The sequence below is a fragment of the Acidovorax sp. SRB_24 genome (genome assembly GCF_012931925.1).
Window position 1 is genome coordinate 1 of sequence record NZ_MWOM01000020.1, and the last position, 18,691, is coordinate 18,691.

General features: G+C 67.4%; 16 protein-coding genes. 2 read left to right on the forward strand and 14 right to left on the reverse strand.

Going from position 1 to position 18,691, the window contains the following annotated elements:
* Positions 1–281, reverse strand: a 281-nt coding sequence (locus B2J89_RS09295) for a hypothetical protein (RefSeq protein WP_169168804.1), incomplete at its 3' end; no start/stop codon positions are given.
* A 134-nt stretch (positions 282–415) separates the two neighbouring features.
* Here B2J89_RS09295 and B2J89_RS09300 point away from each other — a divergent pair.
* Both B2J89_RS09300 and B2J89_RS09305 read left to right on the forward strand, forming a co-directional pair.
* Positions 416–1,360, forward strand: a complete 945-nt coding sequence (locus B2J89_RS09300) for a delta(1)-pyrroline-2-carboxylate reductase family protein (RefSeq protein ID WP_169168805.1) — start codon at positions 416–418, stop codon at positions 1,358–1,360.
* Positions 1,361–1,570: 210 nt separating this feature from the next.
* Positions 1,571–2,719, forward strand: a complete 1,149-nt coding sequence (locus tag B2J89_RS09305; RefSeq protein WP_169168806.1) for a branched-chain amino acid ABC transporter substrate-binding protein — start codon at positions 1,571–1,573, stop codon at positions 2,717–2,719.
* A 58-nt stretch (positions 2,720–2,777) separates the two neighbouring features.
* On the opposite strand, the gene dcd is transcribed toward B2J89_RS09305, so the two are convergent.
* The 13 genes from dcd to B2J89_RS09370 all read right to left on the reverse strand — a co-directional run bounded on the left by dcd (position 2,778) and on the right by B2J89_RS09370 (position 18,670).
* Positions 2,778–3,344, reverse strand: a complete 567-nt coding sequence (gene dcd / locus B2J89_RS09310; protein ID WP_169168807.1) for a dCTP deaminase — start codon at positions 3,342–3,344, stop codon at positions 2,778–2,780.
* 262 nt (positions 3,345–3,606) lie between these two features.
* Positions 3,607–4,899, reverse strand: a complete 1,293-nt coding sequence (locus B2J89_RS09315; RefSeq protein WP_169168808.1) for a dihydrolipoamide acetyltransferase family protein — start codon at positions 4,897–4,899, stop codon at positions 3,607–3,609.
* Positions 4,900–4,901: 2 nt separating this feature from the next.
* The gene (locus B2J89_RS09320; RefSeq protein WP_169168809.1) at positions 4,902–5,906 is read right to left on the reverse strand and encodes an alpha-ketoacid dehydrogenase subunit beta; all 1,005 of its coding nucleotides are present in this window, start codon (positions 5,904–5,906) and stop codon (positions 4,902–4,904) included.
* A 60-nt stretch (positions 5,907–5,966) separates the two neighbouring features.
* Positions 5,967–7,202 (reverse strand): 3-methyl-2-oxobutanoate dehydrogenase (2-methylpropanoyl-transferring) subunit alpha, encoded by a 1,236-nt coding sequence (locus tag B2J89_RS09325; RefSeq protein ID WP_169168810.1) that lies wholly within the window; start codon positions 7,200–7,202, stop codon positions 5,967–5,969.
* Positions 7,203–7,292: 90 nt separating this feature from the next.
* Positions 7,293–8,393, reverse strand: coding sequence for a BMP family ABC transporter substrate-binding protein (locus B2J89_RS09330; protein WP_169168811.1), 1,101 nt, complete (start codon positions 8,391–8,393; stop codon positions 7,293–7,295).
* Between the two features lie 152 nt (positions 8,394–8,545).
* Positions 8,546–10,120: a methyl-accepting chemotaxis protein gene (locus tag B2J89_RS09335; RefSeq protein ID WP_169168812.1), complete on the reverse strand. Its 1,575-nt coding sequence runs from the start codon at positions 10,118–10,120 to the stop codon at positions 8,546–8,548.
* A 302-nt stretch (positions 10,121–10,422) separates the two neighbouring features.
* Positions 10,423–11,475 carry an adenosine deaminase gene (locus tag B2J89_RS09340; protein WP_169168813.1) on the reverse strand — a complete coding sequence of 351 codons (1,053 nt, stop codon included), beginning with the start codon at positions 11,473–11,475 and terminating at the stop codon, positions 10,423–10,425.
* Positions 11,475–12,452: an aromatic ring-hydroxylating dioxygenase subunit alpha gene (locus B2J89_RS09345; protein ID WP_169168814.1), complete on the reverse strand. Its 978-nt coding sequence runs from the start codon at positions 12,450–12,452 to the stop codon at positions 11,475–11,477. The genes B2J89_RS09340 and B2J89_RS09345 overlap by 1 nt, the downstream gene beginning before the upstream one ends.
* A gap of 69 nt (positions 12,453–12,521) precedes the next feature.
* Positions 12,522–13,676 carry a BMP family ABC transporter substrate-binding protein gene (locus B2J89_RS09350; protein ID WP_169168815.1) on the reverse strand — a complete coding sequence of 385 codons (1,155 nt, stop codon included), beginning with the start codon at positions 13,674–13,676 and terminating at the stop codon, positions 12,522–12,524.
* A gap of 209 nt (positions 13,677–13,885) precedes the next feature.
* Entirely contained in the window at positions 13,886–15,031 is a 1,146-nt protein-coding gene (locus tag B2J89_RS09355; RefSeq protein WP_169168816.1) for a BMP family ABC transporter substrate-binding protein, read from the reverse strand.
* A gap of 40 nt (positions 15,032–15,071) precedes the next feature.
* On the reverse strand, positions 15,072–15,992 hold the full coding sequence (locus B2J89_RS09360; RefSeq protein WP_169168817.1) for an ABC transporter permease: 921 nt from the start codon (positions 15,990–15,992) through the stop codon (positions 15,072–15,074).
* A gap of 1 nt (position 15,993) precedes the next feature.
* Entirely contained in the window at positions 15,994–17,076 is a 1,083-nt protein-coding gene (locus tag B2J89_RS09365) for an ABC transporter permease (protein WP_169168818.1), read from the reverse strand.
* Positions 17,063–18,670: an ABC transporter ATP-binding protein gene (locus B2J89_RS09370; RefSeq protein ID WP_169168819.1), complete on the reverse strand. Its 1,608-nt coding sequence runs from the start codon at positions 18,668–18,670 to the stop codon at positions 17,063–17,065. Before B2J89_RS09370 ends, B2J89_RS09365 begins: the two co-directional genes overlap by 14 nt.
* Positions 18,671–18,691 lie beyond the last annotated feature (21 nt).

Below are 18,691 nucleotides of genomic sequence, written 5' to 3' on the forward strand. Positions count from 1 at the left end.
GACGCGGCGGCGGTGTGCAGCGGCGCCGCGCCTGCGCGCAACTGCGCCTGGGCCTGCGCCGCCGCGGCGCCGGGCTCCGCACGGGCCTGGCCGGCAGGCAGCATGGCGATGGTCTGGCGCAGTTCCACGCCGCGCTGCACCTGGTGCTGTGCCAGTTGAGCCATGGCCAGGAGCTGCGCCGCAATCGCGACCAGCGCCACAGCGAGGAACAAGCGCGGCCAGCGCGGCGGCGCCGATGGCGAGGAGCGCGAAGGGAAAGGGGTCGGCAGGGCTGGTGGCATGGTGTAAAAGCTGCGCGGGGCAGCCGCAAGGAACATGGCACGAATGCTAGGCAGCGGCGCGGCCCGCCGGGCGCGGCACAACACCCATTGCACTGTAGGAGAGGGCCGGCAGTGGCAGCGCTACAGTCATGGGCATGCCCGAAACCCTGCCTCCACCCCCTTCTCTTCCACCGTCCGGCCGGCTGCTCGACGGCCCCCACACTGCGGCGCGCCTGCCCTGGAACGCGCTGGCCGACGAGATCGCGCTGGTGCTGCGCGACCCGAGCGTCCGCGTGCCGGCGCGCCTGGTGCTGCCGCTGGGCGGCGGCGGCAGCCTGTTCGTGATGCCCGCGACCGATGCGCACGTGGCCATGACCAAGCTCATCAGCTTTACCCCGGCCAACGCCGGCACGGACCGCCCGACCATCCAGGGCGACGTGGTCGTGTTCGACGTTGCCAGCGGCACGCGCCGCCTGGTGCTCGACGGCCCCACGGTCACGGCACACCGCACCGCCGCGGTCTCGCTGCTGGCCGCGCGGCTGATGGCGCCGAAGCCGCAGGGCCCGCTGCTGATCGTCGGTGCGGGCGTGCAGGGGCTGGCGCACCTGCAGGGCTTCGTGCTTGGCCTGGGCGTGCGCGACGTCGTCGTCGCCTCGCGCAGCAGCGCCAGCGCCGAGGCGCTGGCCGAGCAGGCCCGCCAGCTCGGCGCCCGCGCGCGCACCACCGACGATCCCGATGCCGCGCTGGCCGAGTGCCCGCTGGTGGTCACCTGCACGCCCGCTGGCGCCGTGGTGCTGCGCGGCCTGCCGCGCGCTGACGCCTTCATGGCCGCCGTGGGCGCCTTCACGCCCGCCATGGCCGAACTCTCGCCCGCGCTGTGCCGCCACTTCGTGCAGGCCGGCAGCGTGGTCGTCGACACCGTGGACGCGGTGCACGAGGCCGGCGACCTGCTGCAGGCCGATATCGATGTGGGCGCCCTGGCCACCTTGGGCGACGTGATGCGCGGCGTGCGCGTGCCCGGGCCGGGCCCGGTGCTGTTCAAGAGCTGCGGCTGGGGTGGCTGGGACCTGGCCGCGGCGCGCTTGGCGCTGCGCACCTGAAGGCGGCGCAAACCGCTGGCCCCCTGTGGCGCGCGGTGCAGAGCCGCTGCCTATTATGTATAGCCTATTTAACGCAGATTGGCGTGCGCGGCGGGGGTGAATTTTGCAGAACATTCCCTGATGCAGGCGGCTGCCCGCTGCTGATAGGCTGCCACGGCGTTCCGCGCATTGACCCATCTCACTATTCCGCCGATCAGAAAGAGACACCGAATGAACCCACGCCCCTTCCTGCCGTCCCCGTCCTGCCTGGCCGTCGCCGCGCTCTCGCTGCTGGCCGCCGGCGCCAGTGCCCAGGACACCCGGACCGTGAAAATTGCCCACGCCGGTCCGACCTCGGGCGCCATTGCGCACATCGGCAAGGACACGCAAAACGGCGTCAGCATGGCGCTCGAAGAAATCAACACGCAGAACCTGGTGATCGGGGGCAAGAAGGTCAAGTTCGAACTGGTGGCCGAGGACGACGCGGGCGATCCGCGCCAGGCCACGGCCGTCGCGCAAAAGCTCTGCGACGCGCGGGTGGCCGGCATCGTCGGCCACCTGCAGTCGGGCACCACGATTCCCGCGTCAGTTGTCTACAGCAAGTGCGGCATTCCCCACATCACGGCGGCGGCCACCAACCCCGATGTCACCAAGCCCGGCTACAAGACCACCTTCCGCCTGATCGCCAACGACAACGCGCTGGGCGCGGCGCTGGCCATCTACGCCCACGACACGCTCAAGCTCAAGCGCGTGGCCATCATCGACGACCGCACCGCCTACGGCCAGGGCCTGGCCGACGTGTTCAAGGCCACGGCACGGCAAAAGGGCATGGAGGTGGTGAGCGAGGAATTCACCAACGACAAGGCCACGGACTTCATGGCCATCCTGACGTCCATCAAGGGCAAGAAGCCCGACGCCGTGTTCTTTGGCGGCCTGGACGCACAGTCCGGCCCCATGCTGCGCCAAATGGAACAGCTGGGCCTGTCGAATGTGAAGTATTTCGGTGGCGATGCGCTGTGCACCGAAAAGCTGCCCGAGCTGGCGAGCAAGGCCGGCACGCTGGCCAACGTGACCTGCGCCACCGGCGGCGCCTCGATCCAGAAGATGCAGGGCGGCGCCGAGTGGAAGAAGAAGTACGACGCCAAGTTCCCCGGCCAGTTCCAGAACTACAGCACCTATGCCTATGACGCGACCTATGTGCTGGTGGACGCCATGAAGCGCGCCAACTCGGCCGATCCGAAGGTCTATGTGCCCTTCATCGGCAAGGCCAACTACAAGGGCGTGACCGCCCCCATCACGTTCACCGCCAAGGGCGAGCTGACCCAGCCGGCCGTCACGCTCTATGCCTTCCGCGACGGCGCGCGCGTGCCGCTGAACTGATGCCGCAGCCGGGGCGCAGCCGCCCCGGCCCTGCCCAGCGCCGCCATTCCCGCGGGAATCAGGCCTTGGGCAGGGTCACGCCGTGCTGGCCCTGGTACTTGCCGCCGCGGTCCTTGTAGCTGACTTCGCAGACCTCGTCGCTCTCGAAGAACAGCACCTGCGCGCAGCCTTCGCCGGCGTAGATCTTGGCCGGCAGCGGCGTGGTGTTGGAAAATTCGAGCGTCACGTAGCCTTCCCATTCGGGCTCGAACGGCGTCACGTTGACGATGATGCCGCAGCGCGCATAGGTGCTCTTGCCCAGGCAGATGGTGAGCACGTTGCGCGGGATGCGGAAGTACTCGACCGTGCGCGCCAGCGCGAAGCTGTTGGGCGGGATGATGCAGCTGTCGCCATGGAAGTCGACAAAGCTTTTTTCGTCGAAGTTCTTCGGGTCCACCACGGTGCTGTGGATGTTCGTGAACACCTTGAACTCGGGCGCACAGCGGATGTCGTAGCCGTAGCTGCTGGTGCCGTAGCTGATGATCTTGCGCCCTTCGGCCTCGCGCACCTGGCCGGGCTCGAACGGCTCGATCATGCCGGTTTGCTCGGCCATGCGGCGGATCCACTTGTCGCTCTTGATGCTCATATTGCTTCCTCGCAAGACTATTGTTTTGATAGCTATCAGCGCTTGACCAACAAGCGTTAGAGCCGTATTTTGCTCCATAAATGCCGCAACCCGCCAGCCGAGCACGGACACCAGGCAGGCCTGCGCTGCGGCCCAGGTGCAGCGCCGCAAGCTTAGCCGCCCGGCGCAAGCGGGCCCCGCAGGGCATGCGGGGGAATGGGACCGCACGCCCTGCACCCTGCTGCGCTGCGGCGCCCCATCGCGGAAAAGCAGCGCCCCGGCCCTATTCCACGAACAGCAGTGCCGGCGTTTCGAGCAGCGCACGCATGGCCTGGATGAACTGGGCGGCGTGCAGCCCATCGACCACGCGGTGATCGAACGAGGACGACAGGTTCATCAAGAGGCGCCCCACGACCTGCCCCTCGCGCAGCATGGGGCGCAGGGCGATGCGGTTGACGCCGACGATGGCCACTTCGGGGTGGTTGATGACGGGCGTGCTGGCAATGCCGCCGAGCGCCCCCAGGCTTGTCAGCGTGATGGTCGAACCCGACAGCGCCGCGCGCACCGCCTTGCCGCTGCGCGAGTCCTCGGCCACGCGCGCGATGCCGGCCGCGCAGGCCCACAGGTCGAGCGCCTCGGCGTGGCGCAGCACCGGCACCATGAGGCCGAGCACGGTCTGCGTGGCGACGCCCAGGTGCACGGCCGCATGGCGCGTGACCACGCCGGCCTCGTCGTCAAAGCGCGCATTGATCTGTGGAAACTCGCGCAGCGCCAGCACCATGGCGCGCACCAGGAAGGGCAGCAGTGTGAGCTTGCCACGCGCCGCACCGTACCGTGCGTTGAGCTCGGCACGCAGCGCCTCGAGCGCGGTCACGTCGATTTCTTCGACGTAGCTGAAGTGCGGGATGCGGCGCTTGGACTCCTGCATCTTCAGCGCAATCTTGCGGCGCAGCCCGATGACGGGAACGGCCTCTTCGCCCTCGCGCTCGGCATAGGCCGTCGGACCCGCCTGTGGCGCCGGCCGGCTGGCCAGCAGATAGGCGTCGAGGTCGGCGTGCTGGATGCGTCCGGCCAGGCCGCTGCCGTGCACCTCGTGCAGCGCAATGCCCAAGTCCCGCGCGCGATGGCGCACAGCGGGTGCGGCCAGCGCGCGCTCGGCGGCCTGCGGCGCTGCCGCTTCGGCACGCGACGCTGGCGGGAGTCGCGCCGCAGCAGGTGCTGACACGGGCGCAGCCGCCGGCGGGGTTGCCGCCGCGCTGGCCGTGGCCGCTGGCGACGGTACCGGGGCAGACGCGGCTGCAGGAGCGGGCGCGCTGCCCTGGAGGTTGCCCGCGTCTTCCACCTCCAGCCGCAGCAGCTCGGAGCCCACGGCCAGCGACTGGCCCACCTCGCCGCCGCGCGCCAGCACCTTGCCGGCCCGCGGCGACGGGATCTCGACCGTGGCCTTGTCGGTCATCACGTCGGCCAGCGGCTGGTCGGCGGCCACGGTGTCGCCCGGCTGCACATGCCAGGCCACCAGCTCGACCTCGGCAATGCCCTCGCCAATGTCGGGCACCCGGATGGCGTAGAGACCCATGGTCATGCCTCCACCGTGCGTTGCAAGGCCGCGCCCACGCGCGCCGGGCCCGGAAAGTAGGCCCATTCCTGGGCGTGCGGGTAGGGCGTGTCCCAGCCGGTCACGCGCTCGATCGGGGCTTCGAGGTGGTAGAAGCAGTGCTGCTGCACCAGCGCGACCAGTTCGCCGCCAAAGCCGCCGGTGCCGGTGGCCTCGTGCACGACGACGCAGCGGCCGGTCTTCTTCACCGACGCCACGACGGTGTCCAGGTCCAGGGGCCAGAGGGTGCGCAGGTCGATGATTTCGGCATCGATGCCGGTCTCGCGTGCCGCGCATTCGGACACCCAGACCATGGTGCCGTAAGTGAGCACAGTGACCGCGCTGCCGGGCCGGAACACAGCGGCGCTGCCGAGCGGCACCGTGTAGTGGCCCGTGGGCACCTTGCCCAGCGTATGCTGGGACCAGGGCACGACCGGGCGGTCGTGGTGGCCGTCGAACGGACCGTTGTAGAGGCGCTTGGGCTCCAGGAAGATGACCGGGTCGTCGTTCTCGATGGACGCGATCAGCAGGCCCTTGGCGTCGTAAGGGTTGCTGGGCATGACCGTGCGCAGCCCGCAGACATGCACGAACAGCGCCTCGGGGCTCTGGCTGTGCGTCTGCCCGCCATAGATGCCGCCGCCGCAGGGCATGCGGATGGTGATGGGCGCGGTGAAATCGCCCGCGGAGCGGTGGCGCAGCCGCGCCGCTTCGGAGACGATCTGGTCCATGGCCGGGTAGAAATAGTCGGCGAACTGGATCTCGACCACGGGCCGCAGCCCGTAGGCGCCCATGCCCACGGCCGTGCCGACGATGCCACCCTCGGAGATCGGCGCGTCGAAACAGCGCGACGTGCCGTACTTGGCCTGCAAACCTTCGGTGACGCGGAACACGCCGCCGAAATAGCCCACGTCCTGGCCATAGACGATGACCTGGGCATCGCGCTCCATCGCCACGTCCATCGCCGAGCGCAGCGCCTGGATCATGGTCATGGGAACGGTCTCTGCCGGGGCGCCCGGCTCCGGGGACTCTTGTGCGCGCGCTGCCATGGCTCAGACCCCCAGCTGCTGGCGCTGGCGGCGCAGGTGCGCGGGCAGCTCCTGGTAGACATCGTCGAACATGGTGGCGGCGCTCGGCACACGGCCGTCGAGCAGCGTGCCGTGGCTCTCGGCCTCCTTCTGCGCCGCGACCACCTCGGCCTCCAGCTCCTGCTGGGCCTGCGCATGGCGCTCGTCGGACCAGGCGCCGAGGGCGATCAGGTGCTGCTTCAGGCGCGCGATCGGGTCGCCCAGCGGAAAGCGCTGCCAATCGTCGGCCGGGCGGTATTTGGAAGGGTCGTCGGACGTGGAATGCGGCCCGGCCCGGTAGGTCACCCATTCGATCAGCGTGGGGCCGTGGTTGCCGCGTGCGCGCTCTGCCGCCCACTGCGAGGCCGCGTACACCGCGAGGAAGTCGTTGCCATCGACGCGCAGCGAGGCGATGCCGCAGCCCACGCCGCGCGCAGCAAAGGTGGTGCCCTCGCCACCGGCAATCGACTGGAAGGTGGAGATGGCCCACTGGTTGTTGACCACGTTGAGGATGACGGGCGCGCGGTAGACATGGGCGAAGGTCAGCGCCGTGTGGAAGTCGGATTCGGCCGTGGCACCGTCGCCGATCCAGCCCGAGGCGATCTTCGTGTCGCCCTGGATGGCCGACGCCATGGCCCAGCCCACGGCCTGCACGAACTGCGTGGCCAGGTTGCCCGAGATCGAGAAGAAGCCTGCCCGCTTGTACGAATACATGACGGGCAGCTGCCGCCCCTTGAGCGGGTCGCGCTCGTTGCTCATGAGCTGGCAGACCATCTCGGACAGCGGAATGTCGTCGCGCGCCAGCAGCAGGCCCTGCTGGCGGTAGGTCGGGAAGCACATGTCGCCCGGCGCCAGCGCCAGCGCATGCGCCACCGCGATCGCTTCCTCGCCGAGGCACTGGATGTAGAACGAGAGCTTCTTCTGGCGCTGCGCGATCAGCATGCGCGCGTCGAAAATGCGCGTCTTGAGCATGGCGCGCAGGCCCCGGCGCAGGCGCTCGGGCGCGAGGGCCACGGCCCAGGGCCCGACGGCACGGCCCTCGGGGTCGAGCACGCGCACCAAGTGGTTGGCGAGGTCGGCCGTGTCGGCAGCGGGGGTGTCGATCGGCGGACGCCGCACCGCGCCCGCGGGCGAGACGCTGAGGTAGGAAAAATCGGTCTTGCAACCGGGCCGCCCCGTCGGCTCCGGCACATGCAGCCGCAGGGCTGGGTGCGGGTTCATCCACGGTCTCCATGCGCGACGCTGTCGCGCCCTGGGTACAAGGATAGGCCCGCGCCAGCCCGTTCGGCCATGGGCATGCTGCGAGTGGGGTCAGCGCGCGATTTTCCCCTGCACGCCTTCGACCAGCCAGTTCATCTGCAGGATCTGCGCGTCGGTCAGCGCCTGGCCGCGCGCGATGACCTCGCGGCCGGTGTTGTCGCGCACGGCAGCCCCGGTCGCGCGAAATGGCTGCAGCTTGCCCGCGCCGATGTCCTTTTGGCGTGCCAGCACCTCTTGCTGCACGGCCTGGGGCACTTTGGAGCCAAACCCTTCCATGCGGATCATGCCCTCGCGCACCCCGCCCCAGACATCACCGCTTTTCCAACTGCCGTCCAGCACGGCGCGGGCGCGCTGCGTGTAGTAGCCGCCCCACTGGTGCGTGACGGCCACGATCTGCGCGTCGGGCCCGACGCTGCGCATGTCCGAGTGGTAGGCCACGGCGAGCTTGCCGCGCTCCTGGGCGGCGGCCATCACCGCGGTCGATGCGGTGTGGAACGAGACCACGTCCACGCCCTGGTTGAACAGCGCCATGGCGGCATCGCGCTCGCGCGGCGGGTCGAACCAGGTGTCCAGCCAGACCAGCTTGACCGTTGCCTTCGGGTTCACCGAGCGCATGCCAAGCGTGAACGCGTTGATGCCCTGCAGCACCTCAGGGATGGGAAAGCCCGCCACATAGCCCGCCACGCCGGTCTGGCTCATGCGCCCGGCCGCGATGCCGGCCAAGTAGCGGCCCTCGTAGTAGCGTGCATTGGCCGTGGCCACATTGGGCGCCTGCTTGTAGCCGGTGATGGACTCGAACTTCACGTTCGGAAAATCCTGCGCCACCTTGAGCGTGGGCTCCATGTAGCCAAAGCTGGTCGTGAAAATGAGCCGGTGCCCGGTCTGCGCCAGGTCGCGGATCACGCGCTCGGCGTCAGCGCCCTCGGGCACGCTTTCGACAAAAGTCGTCTCGACCCGCCTGCCCAGCGCCGCCTCCACGGCACGCCGCCCTTGGTCATGCTGGCGCGTCCAGCCGGCGTCGAGCACCGGCGTGACATAGACAAAGCCGATCCGCAGCGGTTCTTTGGACGGCGCCTTGGCGGCCGGGGTCTGGGAAAAAACGGGGAAGAAAAAACAGGCGGCCGCGAGCGCAGCTGCGAGGTTTTTGTACATGGTGTTCCTCTACATGGTCCTGGATGAAAAACGAAAAAGCCGCAGGACAACAGCCTTTCCGTGGGAAAAACGCAAGCAGTGCGTGGAGGGAGTTTGCTAGGGGATTACTCCCGCGCAATGAAAGCGATATTGCAACAATGTCGAGATAAGGGTCACCTCAGGCGCAGCGCCTGCGATGCCGCGCCCAGGCGGAAGGCGCCGACCACATCGGCTAGGCGCGATGCCTGATCCTTGAGGCTTTCGGCCGCGGCCGTGGACTCTTCCACCAGTGCGGCATTCTGCTGCGTCATCTGGTCGAGCTGGCTCACCGCCACGTTCACCTGGCCAATGCCCTGGCTCTGCTCGGATGCCGCGGCGCTGATCTCCCCGATGATGTCGGAAACACGGCCCACGGAGCTGACGATATCGGTCATGGTGCTGCCGGCATCCCGCACCAGCGCCGCACCCGACTCCACCTTCTCCACCGAGACGCCAATCAGCGTCTTGATCTCCTTCGCCGCCTGGGCAGAACGCTGCGCCAGCGAGCGCACTTCGCTGGCCACCACCGCGAAACCGCGCCCCTGTTCTCCCGCACGGGCGGCCTCTACCGCCGCGTTGAGCGCAAGGATGTTGGTCTGGAACGCAATGCCGTCGATGGTGCCGATGATGTCCGAGATTTTCTTGCTGCTGGCGTTGATCTCATCCATGGTGCTGACGACCTGGGCCACCACCGTGCCCCCACGTTGCGCCACCTGCGCGGCCGACGCTGCCAGCTGGTTGGCCTGCATGGCAGAGTCCGCACTCTGGCGTACGGTACTTGTGAGCTCTTCCATCGAGCTGGCGGTCTCTTGCAAGCTGCTGGCGGTCTGCTCGGTGCGTGCGCTCAGGTCCTGGTTGCCCGTCGCGATCTGGGTGCTGGCGGTGGAGATGCTGTCCACCACGCCGCGCACCTGCGACATGGACGTGTGCAATTCGGTGCGCATCACATCCAGCGCACGCAGCAGGCGGCCGGTTTCATCGCCAGCGTAGCTCGACTGGAGCGCTCCCGTGAGGTCCATGCCGGCGATCGACTCGGCAATCGCCTCGGCCTGGCGCAGCGGGCGCGTGATGCTGGTGGCCAGCAGCCAGGCCAGCAAGGCCCCCAGCAGCAGCGAAACGCCCGTGCAGATCGCCAACAGCATAGAGGTCTGGGCACGCAGTTCTTCGCTGTGTTTGCCTGCCGCATCCAGCTCGGTGCGCTGGGCGTCCACCATCTGTTGCACCCCAGCGAGGTAACTGCGCGACGTGGGCTCGAACCGCTCGTTGAAGACCTTGTTGGCGCCTTCGGCGTCACCGGCCTGCTTGAGTTTGCTCACTTCTTCGCGGGCTGCAAGGTAGTTTTTGCGCAACTCGGCCACCTTGGCAAACAGCTGCTTTTTTTCTGGCGTATCCATCTTGGATTCGATGAACTTCTGCAATTCATTGGTTTCCTTGATCGACGCGGCCGTGGCCGGAGCGAAATACGGAATCAGGTCGGCATCGCTGCTCTTGGCAATGGCCGCCGCGCGCTGTACGCCCGATGTGGTGTGGCGCAACCAGTCGGAGCCCGCACGCTCCGCCTTGATGTTGCCATTGACCATGGCGTCGATCTCTTTGCCCAGCTGGCTCAGCTTGACCACCGCCACCACGCTGCTGGCCAGAAACAATGCCAGGATCAGACCCAGCACCACGGCCAAGCGCTTGCCGATGGAAAGTTGATTGAGAAACATGGAACGACTCCGATAAGGAACAAGGCTGAGGGTGCGCGCAGACAACAGCCGCCGGGCGAGCGACATACCGCGCCACGCTACAACCTGCCAATCGACGCGTACAAAACCTCACAATTCTAGTTTTTTCCAGGGTTTACCCGAAAACTCATTGCGCCCTCCAACGCCACGGATGGGTCGCAAGCCGGTGTCTGAGCCCGTGTTTCCACAGGCAATTTGCCGTTCCACCCGATTTTTTCCGGTGCCTCGCAGTGTTGCGCGGCAAACACATCGCAGCCGCACAACACCAGCCTTTTCGCCACAGCTCAGCCGTCGTGCGCGACAAAACGCTCGAAGGTTTCCTTGAGTTTGTGCTCCCACAAACGCTTGTCGGAATTGCTGGCAAAGCTCGCCTCAAAGCTGTTCAAAGCAAGCTGGTAGGCATCCTGCGCGGTCATGCCTGTGGCCGCAAACACCTGCGTGAAGTTTTCGTTGATGTAGCCACCAAAGTAGGCTGGGTCGTCGGAATTGACGGTGGCGGCCAGCCCTGCTTCCAGCAGCTTGCCCAGGTTGTGGTCTGCAAGGTTCGGGAACACGCGCAGTTTCTGGTTCGACAGCGGACACACGGTGAGCGCAATACGGTCCTGCGCAAGGCGCCGCATCAGCACAGCGTCATGCACTGCCTGCACGCCATGGTCGATGCGTTCGACCTTCAGCACATCCAACGCGCTCCAGATATAGGCCGGAGGGCCTTCCTCTCCCGCATGGGCCACAAGGTGCAGGCCCAGTTCGCGGCAACGTGCGAACACCCGCGCAAACTTCTCGGGCGGGTGTCCGACCTCGCTCGAATCGAGCCCCACGCCCACGATCCTGTCGAGGACCGGCAATGCCTGCTCGAGGGTTTCAAAGGCCGACTCCTCACTCAGGTGGCGCAGGAAGCACAGGATCAGCGCGGCGCTGATGCCCAGCTCGGCGCGCGCATCGGCGCAGGCGCGGTGCAGGCCATTGACCACGGCCGCCATCGGTACGCCGCGCGCCGTGTGGGTTTGCGGGTCGAAGAAAATTTCCGTATGCACTACGTTATCGATAGCAGCCCGCGCAAGATAGGCGCGGGCCATGTCGTAAAAGTCCTGCTCATGCAACAGCACGCTGGCGCCGGCGTAATAAATGTCGAGAAAGCTCTGCAGGTTGCTGAACGCATAGGCGCTGCGCAGCTCCTCCACGCTGGCGTAGGGCAGCGGCACGCCGTTGCGCTGTGCCAGGGCAAAGATCAGCTCGGGCTCCAGCGAGCCCTCGATGTGGATGTGCAGCTCGGCCTTGGGCATGCTGCACAGCAGTGCGGGCAGCCGGTGCGTGGCGATGGGCGGGACCTGGAACATCAGCAGACTCCAAAGGTGGTGCCGCTGGCCTTGAGGAAGCGGCGGTAGGCCGACGAGGCCTTGTCGGCGGCGGTATGCAGCTCGGCGCGCAGGTCCAGCGGCAGGCGCTTGGGATTCTGCGACTCGAGCACCGGCTGGTCCTGCGTGAAGATGGTGTGCTGGAAGGCCTGCAGCTTGGCATCGGGCGAATCGAAATCGGCCACGGCCAGGCGAAACCACACGCGGCTGCTTTCGGGCGTGAGCGGGCAGACATAAAGCGCGATCGACTCGCGCCAGCCCTGCACGGCCGTCGAGCCCTCTTCCGGCACCTTGGTCAGCACGGCGGTATACGGGCCGGTGACTTCATAGGTGTATTCGACCTGCGCCGGCGCCGTGGAATGCAGGTTGGACTGCGGCTGCCAGGCCTTGCAGCCCGTGGCGCGCAGGCCGGTGGGCGTCGGCTCGACGCGGTAGTCGTCGATCGCGGTGGCCGCGCGCGTGCCGAGCCAGCCTTCGTGGACGAAGCCAAAATGCGACATGTCGAGAAAATTCTCGATGATGCGCGGCGCGCTGGCGGCCACATCGTAGGGCCCGCAGTTGAGCTTGCGCAGGCGCGCGTCGCTCTCGGCCTCGAAGGCGGGTAGGCCCGCCGTGCCCGCTTCCAACCGCACCCAGACCAGGCCCTGGGCCTCGCAGGCTTCAAAGCGGTGCGCACAGTGTGCGGCGGAAGGCGTGAAGGTGGGCAGCGCCGGCACGTGTACGCACTGGCCGCTGGCGGCGAACTGCCAGCCGTGGTACGGGCACTCCAGCTTGCCGTCGTGCACGCGGCCCAGCGACAGGCGGGCGCCGCGGTGCGGGCACTGGTCGGCAAAGGCCTGCAGCGCGCCGGTGCCGTCGCGCCACAGCACCACATCGCGCTGCAGCAGGCGCACGGGCACGGGGGCCTGCGCCACGTCATTCGACAGCGCCACCGGGTGCCACAGGGTTGCTTCCATCATGGGAATTTCCTTAAGAAAAAAGGGCCGCCTGCTGGCGGCCCTGGTGCGTGCGGTGGGGCGCGCGCTCTCTTACTTCTTGTCGCCGCCCGGGACCTTGCCTTCCACGCCCTTGACGTAGAAGTTGATGCCGCCGAGGAACTTGTCGTCGGCGACCGCGTCCTTGGCGATCACTTCCGTGCCGCTGTTGTCGAGGATCGGGCCCTTCCAGATCGCAAAGCTGCCGTCCTTCAGGCCCTTCTTGACTTCATCGACCTTGGCCTTGGTTTCGGCGGGCACGTCTTCGGCAATCGACACCATGTCGATTGCCCCTTCCTTCACGCCCCACCAGGCCTGGCCGGTGCTCCAGGTGCCATCGAGCACGTCCTTGACGGCCTTGGTGTAGTAAGGCGCCCAGTTGATGATGGCCGAGCCCAGGTGGGCCTTGGGTCCGTAGGCGGTCATGTCGGAGTCCCAGCCGAAAGCGCGCTTGCCCTTTTCCTGCGCCGTCTTGAGCACGGCGGGAGAGTCGGTGTTCTGGAACAGGATGTCGGCGCCGCCGTTGATCAGCGAGGTGGCGGCTTCGGTTTCCTTGGGCGGGCTGAACCATTCGTTGACCCAGACCACCTTGGTCGTGATCTTGGGATTGACCGACTGCGCCCCCAGCGTGAAGCTGTTGATGTTGCGGATGACCTCGGGAATCGGCACCGAACCCACCACGCCCAGGGTGTTGGACTGGGTCATGGCGCCCGCGATCACGCCGGCCAGGTAGGCGCCTTCGTAGGTGCGGCTGTCGTAGGTGCGCAAGTTGGGCGCCGTCTTGTAGCCGGTGGCGTGCTCGAACTTGACGTCCGGATTGTCCGCCGCCACCTTCACCATCGACTCCATGTAGCCAAACGTGGTGCCGAAAATCAGCTTGTTGCCCTGGCCGACGAAGTCGCGCAGCACGCGCTCGGCGTCGGCAGACTCGGGGACGCTTTCGACAAACGTGGTCGCGATCCGGTCGCCAAACTCTTTTTCCAGCGCCTTGCGGGCGTTGTCGTGCGCGTACGACCAGCCGCCGTCGCCCACGGGGCCGACATAGGCAAAGGCAATCTTCAGCGGCTCCGCCTTGGGTGCAGGGGCGGCCGCAGGCGCCGCTGCAGGCGGTGCCGGCTCCTCCTTCTTGCCACAGCCCACCAGCGCGACGGCGGCGACGGCGGACAGCGCCGTCGCCTTGAGCAGGGAGCGTTTTTGAAGATCGGTCATGGTCTTTTCCTTAAAGGGTTCTCTGGATACAACAGGGGAAAGAGGCGGGGCATCGCAACGCTGCGTGCCGGTGGCTGCTCGGGTAAGCCCCGCAAATATAGGCAAAAAACACCGGGGTTTTCGCGGGTTCTCCCGAAAACGACAGTCTGGCCGGTCGCAGGCGCCCAGAAGAAAGGCCCCGCAGGGCCGCTCTTGCTCGGGCGTCGCGCTTATTTCGCGCCAGGCACCTTGCCTTCGACGCCGTGGACGTAGAAATCGATGCCGGTCAGGAAGGCGTTGTCGCCGACCTTGCCCGCGGGCAGCACTTCCTTGCCGGCGTTGTCCTGGATGGGGCCGGTCCAGACATGGAAGCTCTCGTCCTTCATGCCCGCCTTGGCCTTCGCGACCCGGTCCTTGACCTCCTGGGGCACGTCGTCGGCGATCTTCACGAGGTCCATCGCACCTTCCTTGACGCCCCACCAGAACGAGCCGCCTTCCCACTTGCCGTCGAGCGTGTCCTGGGTGACCTTGGTGTAGTACGGTGTCCAGTCGATCACGGCCGAGCCCAGGTGGGCCTGGGGCGCGAAGGCGCTCATGTCGCCGTCCTTGCCGAAGGCGCGGACACCGCGCTCCTGCGCCGTCTTGAGCACGGCAGGCGAGTTGGTGTTCTGGTACATCACGTCGACACCGCCATTGATCAGGCTGGTCGCAGCTTCAGACTCCTTGGGCGGGCTGAACCACTCGTTGACCCACACCACCTTGGCCTTGATGGCCGGGTCCACGCTTTGCGCACCGAGCACAAAGCTGTTGATGTTGCGCACCACTTCCGGGATCGGCACGGACGCCACCACGCCGATGGTCTTGGTCTTGGTCATGCCGCCCGCCACGATGCCGGCGAGGTACGCGCCTTCGAAGGTCTTGGTGTCGTAGGTCGCCACGTTGCCAGCGGTCTTGTAGCCGGTGGCGTGCTCGAACTTCACGTCCTTCAGGTCTGCGGCCGCCTTCTGCACAAACTCCTGATAGCCAAAGCTCGTCGCAAACACCAGCTTGCTGCCCTGGCCGGCCATGTCGCGCATCACGCGCTCGGAGTCGGCACTTTCGGGCACGCTTTCGACGAAGGAGGTTTCGATCCGGTCACCGAATTTTTCCTGGATGGCGCGGCGGCCCAGCTCGTGCTGGTAGGTCCAGCCGCCGTCGCCCACGGGGCTCACGTACATGAAAGCGATCTTCAGCGGCTCGCTCTTGGCAGGCGCCTCGGCCCCCGGGGCTGCGGCGGGAGCGACCTCCTCCTTCTTGCCACAGCCCACCAGGGCGGCAACTGCCACGGCGGTCAGTGCGACCGTCTGGAGCAGCGAGCGTTTCTGCAGATTCGTCATTGGATTTCCTTGCGAGTAAAAAAAACGGGGAACGGCTGGCTCAGGAGCCCGGATAGAACGGTTTGCCGAGCGAGGCCGGCATGTTGACGCGAATCCAGGTCGGATTGCGCGAAATGAGCGCCAGCACCACGATGGTGGCCACATAGGGCAGCATGCTCAACAGCTGGCTGGCCACCTGCACGCCTGTGGCCTGCAGATGGAACTGCAGCATGGTCACGCCGCCGAACAGGTAGGCGCCCAGCAGCACGCGCGCCGGCCGCCATGTGGCAAAGGTCGTGAGCGCCAGCGCGATCCAGCCGCGGCCCGCCACCATGCCTTCGACCCACAGCGGCGTGTAGACGGTGGAAATGTACGCACCGGCCAGGCCGCACAAGGCGCCGCCCGCCATCACGGCGGCCAGTCGGATGCGGCGCACCGGGTAGCCCAGTGCATGCGCCGATTGCGGCGACTCGCCCACCGAGCGCAGCACCAGCCCCGCGCGCGAGCGGTACAGGAACCACACGAGCGCGGCGGCAAAGGCGATCGTCAGGTATACCAGCGGGTGCTGGCGAAACAGCGCGGGCCCGGCGAGCGGAAGGTCGCCGAGCACGGGGATGGCGTATTTGGGCAGCTCGGGCAGCTTGGCCTGCACATACTGGATGCCGGCAAAGGCCGAAAAGCCCACGCCAAACAGCGACAGGGCCAGCCCCGTGGCGTACTGGTTGGTGCCCAGCCAGATGACCAGCACGCCGAAGATGGCGGCCAAGAACGCGCCCGCGGCCATGCCGGCGGCAAAGCCCAGCCAAGTATTGCCTGTGTGCACCACGGTGGCAAAGCCGGCGATGGCGGCGCACAGCATCATGCCCTCGGCCCCCAGATTGACGATGCCGGCCTTCTCGTTGATGAGCAGGCCTAAAGCGGCAATGGCCAGCACGGTGCCCGCGCTCAGCGTGGCGCCGATCAGCAATGCATAGGATTCCATGTCAGAGCCCTCCCTTCAGGGCCGTGGGGGTGCGCACCCAGCGGATGCGGTAGGCGATCAAGGTGTCGCAGGCCAGCAGCGTGAACAGCAGCAGGCCCTGGAACACGCCCGTGAGCGACTTCGGCAAGCCCAGGCGCGACTGCGCCAGCTCGCCGCCGATGTAGAACATGCTCATCAGGATGGCGGAAAACACCATGCCCACCGGGTGCAGGCGCCCGACAAACGCGACGATGATGGCGGCAAAGCCGTAGCCGGCCGGCACATAGGGCGTGAGCTGGCCGATCGGCCCGGCCACTTCCAGGGCGCCCGCGAGGCCGGCCGCGCCGCCCGAGATCAGCAGTGCGGTCCACAGCGCGCGGCGCGTGGAAAAGCCCGCGTAGCGCGCCGCCGCCGGTGCCAGTCCACCGACTTGCAGCGCAAAGCCCGAGCGCGTGCGAAACAGGAACACCCACAGCGCCCCCGCGCCGGCCAGCGCCAGCAGCAGGCCGATGTTCATGCGCGAGCCGGCCATCAGGCGCGGAATCTGCGTTGCCTTCTCGAAGGTCTTGGTCTGCGGGAAGTTGTAGCCCATCGGATCCTTCCACGGCCCGAACACCAGGTAGCCCAGCACCAGCGTGGCCACGTACACCAGCATCAGGCTGACCAGGATTTCGTTGGCGTTGAAGCGGTCGCGCAGCAGGGCCACGAGGCCCGCCCAGACCATGCCGCCCAGCACGCCCGCGAGCAGCACCACCGGCATGATCCAGGGGCCGGTGGTCTTGTCGGCCAGCAGCGCCATGCCGCCGGCCGCGATGGCGCCCATGACGAACTGCCCTTCGGCGCCGATGTTCCAGATATTGGAGCGAAAGCACACGGCCAGGCCCAGCGCTATCAGCAAGAGCGGCGTGGCCTTGACCATCAGCTCGCCGAGCGCGTACGGCGACTTGATGGGCTCCCAGAAGAACACCTGCAGGCCGCGCACCGGGTCCTTGCCCAGGGCGGCGAACAGCGCGATGCCGATCAGCACCGTGATCGCCAGCGCCAGCAGCGGCGAGCCGTAGCTCCACCCGCGCGAGGCCTGGGGGCGGGGTTCAAGCTTGAGCATGGGGGGTCTCCTGGTCCAGTGCGTGCCGCTGCGCTGGGCTGCGGGCCAGGTGGGCCTGCACGTCGGCGTGCCACAGGCCACTCATCCACTCGCCAATGCGCTCGACCGTCGCTTCGGCGCGGTCCACCGAAGGCGACAGGTGCCCCTTGGCCATGACGTAGAGCCGGTCGCTGACGTCGAACAGCTCTTCGAGTTCTTCGCTGAGCACCAGCACGGCGCAGCCGGCGTCGCGCAGCGCCAAAATGGCGCTGCGGATCTGCTGCGCCGCGCCCACGTCCACCCCCCAGGTGGGCTGGGAGACGATGAGCAGCTTGGGGTTCGCGTCGATCTCACGGCCGACGATGAATTTCTGCAAGTTGCCTCCCGACAGCGACTGTGCCGCTGCATTCGGGCCGCCGGCCTTGACGCCAAAGCGCGCGATGATGCCCCGCGCCTGCGCCTGCAGCGCGCCCATGCCGATCCAGCCGAAAGCGCCCACGGCGTCGCTGCGCGTCAGCAGCAGGTTGTGCGCCAGGCCCATGCCGGGCACCGCGCCACGGCCCAGGCGCTCTTCCGGCACAAAGTGCAAACCCAAGGCGCGGCGTGCGCGCGGCGAAAGGCGCCCGGCGCGCCGGCCAGCCACCTGCACCATCGCCGGCTCGGCGCGGGGGTCTTCGCCCGAGAGCGCATACAGCAGCTCCTTCTGGCCGTTGCCCGACACCCCGGCAATGCCCACCACCTCGCCGGCGCACACCTCCAGTTGCAGGTCGAGCAGATCGACCCCAAACTGGTCGGCCCGCGGCAGGCTCAGGCCCTGCACGCGCAGCACGGCGGCGCCGGCGTGCACGGGGCGGTGCGTGAGCGCTGGGGGCTCGGCGCCGATCATCAGGCGCGAGAGCGAGGCGTTGGACTCTTCGGAGGGATTGCACACGCCCGTGACCTTGCCGCCGCGCAGCACCGTGCACGCGGTGCACAGGGCGCGGATCTCGTGCAGCTTGTGGCTGATGTACAGGATGCTGCAGCCCTCCGACGCAATCTTGCGCAGCACCACGAACAGCTTCTCGACCGCCTGGGGCGTCAGCACCGAAGTCGGTTCGTCGAGGATCAGCACCTTGGGGTCGGTGAGCAGGGCACGGATGATCTCGACGCGCTGCATCTCGCCCACGCTGAGCGTGTGCACCGGGCGCAGCGGGTCGATGTCGAGGCCGTACTCGGCCGCCTTGGCCGTGATGCGCTGCGTCACTTCGGCCAGGCCCAGGCGCTTGTCCAGCCCCAGCCACACATTCTCGGCCACCGAGAGCGTGTCGAACAGGCTGAAGTGCTGGAACACCATCGCAATGCCCAGGGCGCGCGCCTCCTGCGGGTTGCGCACCTGCACCGGCTTGCCGTTGAACGCCACCGTGCCCTCGTCGGGGCGGGTGGCGCCATAGATGATCTTCATCAGCGTGGACTTGCCCGCGCCGTTTTCGCCCAGCACGGCATGGATTTCGCCCGGCTGCACGGTCAGCGAGACGCCGCTGTTGGCCACCACGGCGGGGTAGCGCTTGGTGATGCCGGTCAGCTGCAGCCGCGGCGGCGGCGCGCCCGGGCTGGGGGAGGGTGCGGTGAAACTCATGCGGGCGATTGTCTCTCAGTT

Coding starts and splice junctions, on each gene's coding strand:
- B2J89_RS09325 (WP_169168810.1), bottom strand. CDS start 7,202: ATGAACCCGCACCCAGCCCTGCGGCTGCATGTGCCGGAGCCGACGGGG.
- B2J89_RS09335 (WP_169168812.1), bottom strand. CDS start 10,120: ATGTTTCTCAATCAACTTTCCATCGGCAAGCGCTTGGCCGTGGTGCTG.
- B2J89_RS09345 (WP_169168814.1), bottom strand. CDS start 12,452: ATGATGGAAGCAACCCTGTGGCACCCGGTGGCGCTGTCGAATGACGTG.
- B2J89_RS09315 (WP_169168808.1), bottom strand. CDS start 4,899: ATGGGTCTCTACGCCATCCGGGTGCCCGACATTGGCGAGGGCATTGCC.
- B2J89_RS09370 (WP_169168819.1), bottom strand. CDS start 18,670: ATGAGTTTCACCGCACCCTCCCCCAGCCCGGGCGCGCCGCCGCCGCGG.
- B2J89_RS09305 (WP_169168806.1), top strand. CDS start 1,571: ATGAACCCACGCCCCTTCCTGCCGTCCCCGTCCTGCCTGGCCGTCGCC.
- B2J89_RS09330 (WP_169168811.1), bottom strand. CDS start 8,393: ATGTACAAAAACCTCGCAGCTGCGCTCGCGGCCGCCTGTTTTTTCTTC.
- B2J89_RS09355 (WP_169168816.1), bottom strand. CDS start 15,031: ATGACGAATCTGCAGAAACGCTCGCTGCTCCAGACGGTCGCACTGACC.
- B2J89_RS09300 (WP_169168805.1), top strand. CDS start 416: ATGCCCGAAACCCTGCCTCCACCCCCTTCTCTTCCACCGTCCGGCCGG.
- B2J89_RS09360 (WP_169168817.1), bottom strand. CDS start 15,992: ATGGAATCCTATGCATTGCTGATCGGCGCCACGCTGAGCGCGGGCACC.
- B2J89_RS09350 (WP_169168815.1), bottom strand. CDS start 13,676: ATGACCGATCTTCAAAAACGCTCCCTGCTCAAGGCGACGGCGCTGTCC.
- dcd (WP_169168807.1), bottom strand. CDS start 3,344: ATGAGCATCAAGAGCGACAAGTGGATCCGCCGCATGGCCGAGCAAACC.
- B2J89_RS09320 (WP_169168809.1), bottom strand. CDS start 5,906: ATGACCATGATCCAGGCGCTGCGCTCGGCGATGGACGTGGCGATGGAG.
- B2J89_RS09365 (WP_169168818.1), bottom strand. CDS start 17,076: ATGCTCAAGCTTGAACCCCGCCCCCAGGCCTCGCGCGGGTGGAGCTAC.
- B2J89_RS09340 (WP_169168813.1), bottom strand. CDS start 11,475: ATGTTCCAGGTCCCGCCCATCGCCACGCACCGGCTGCCCGCACTGCTG.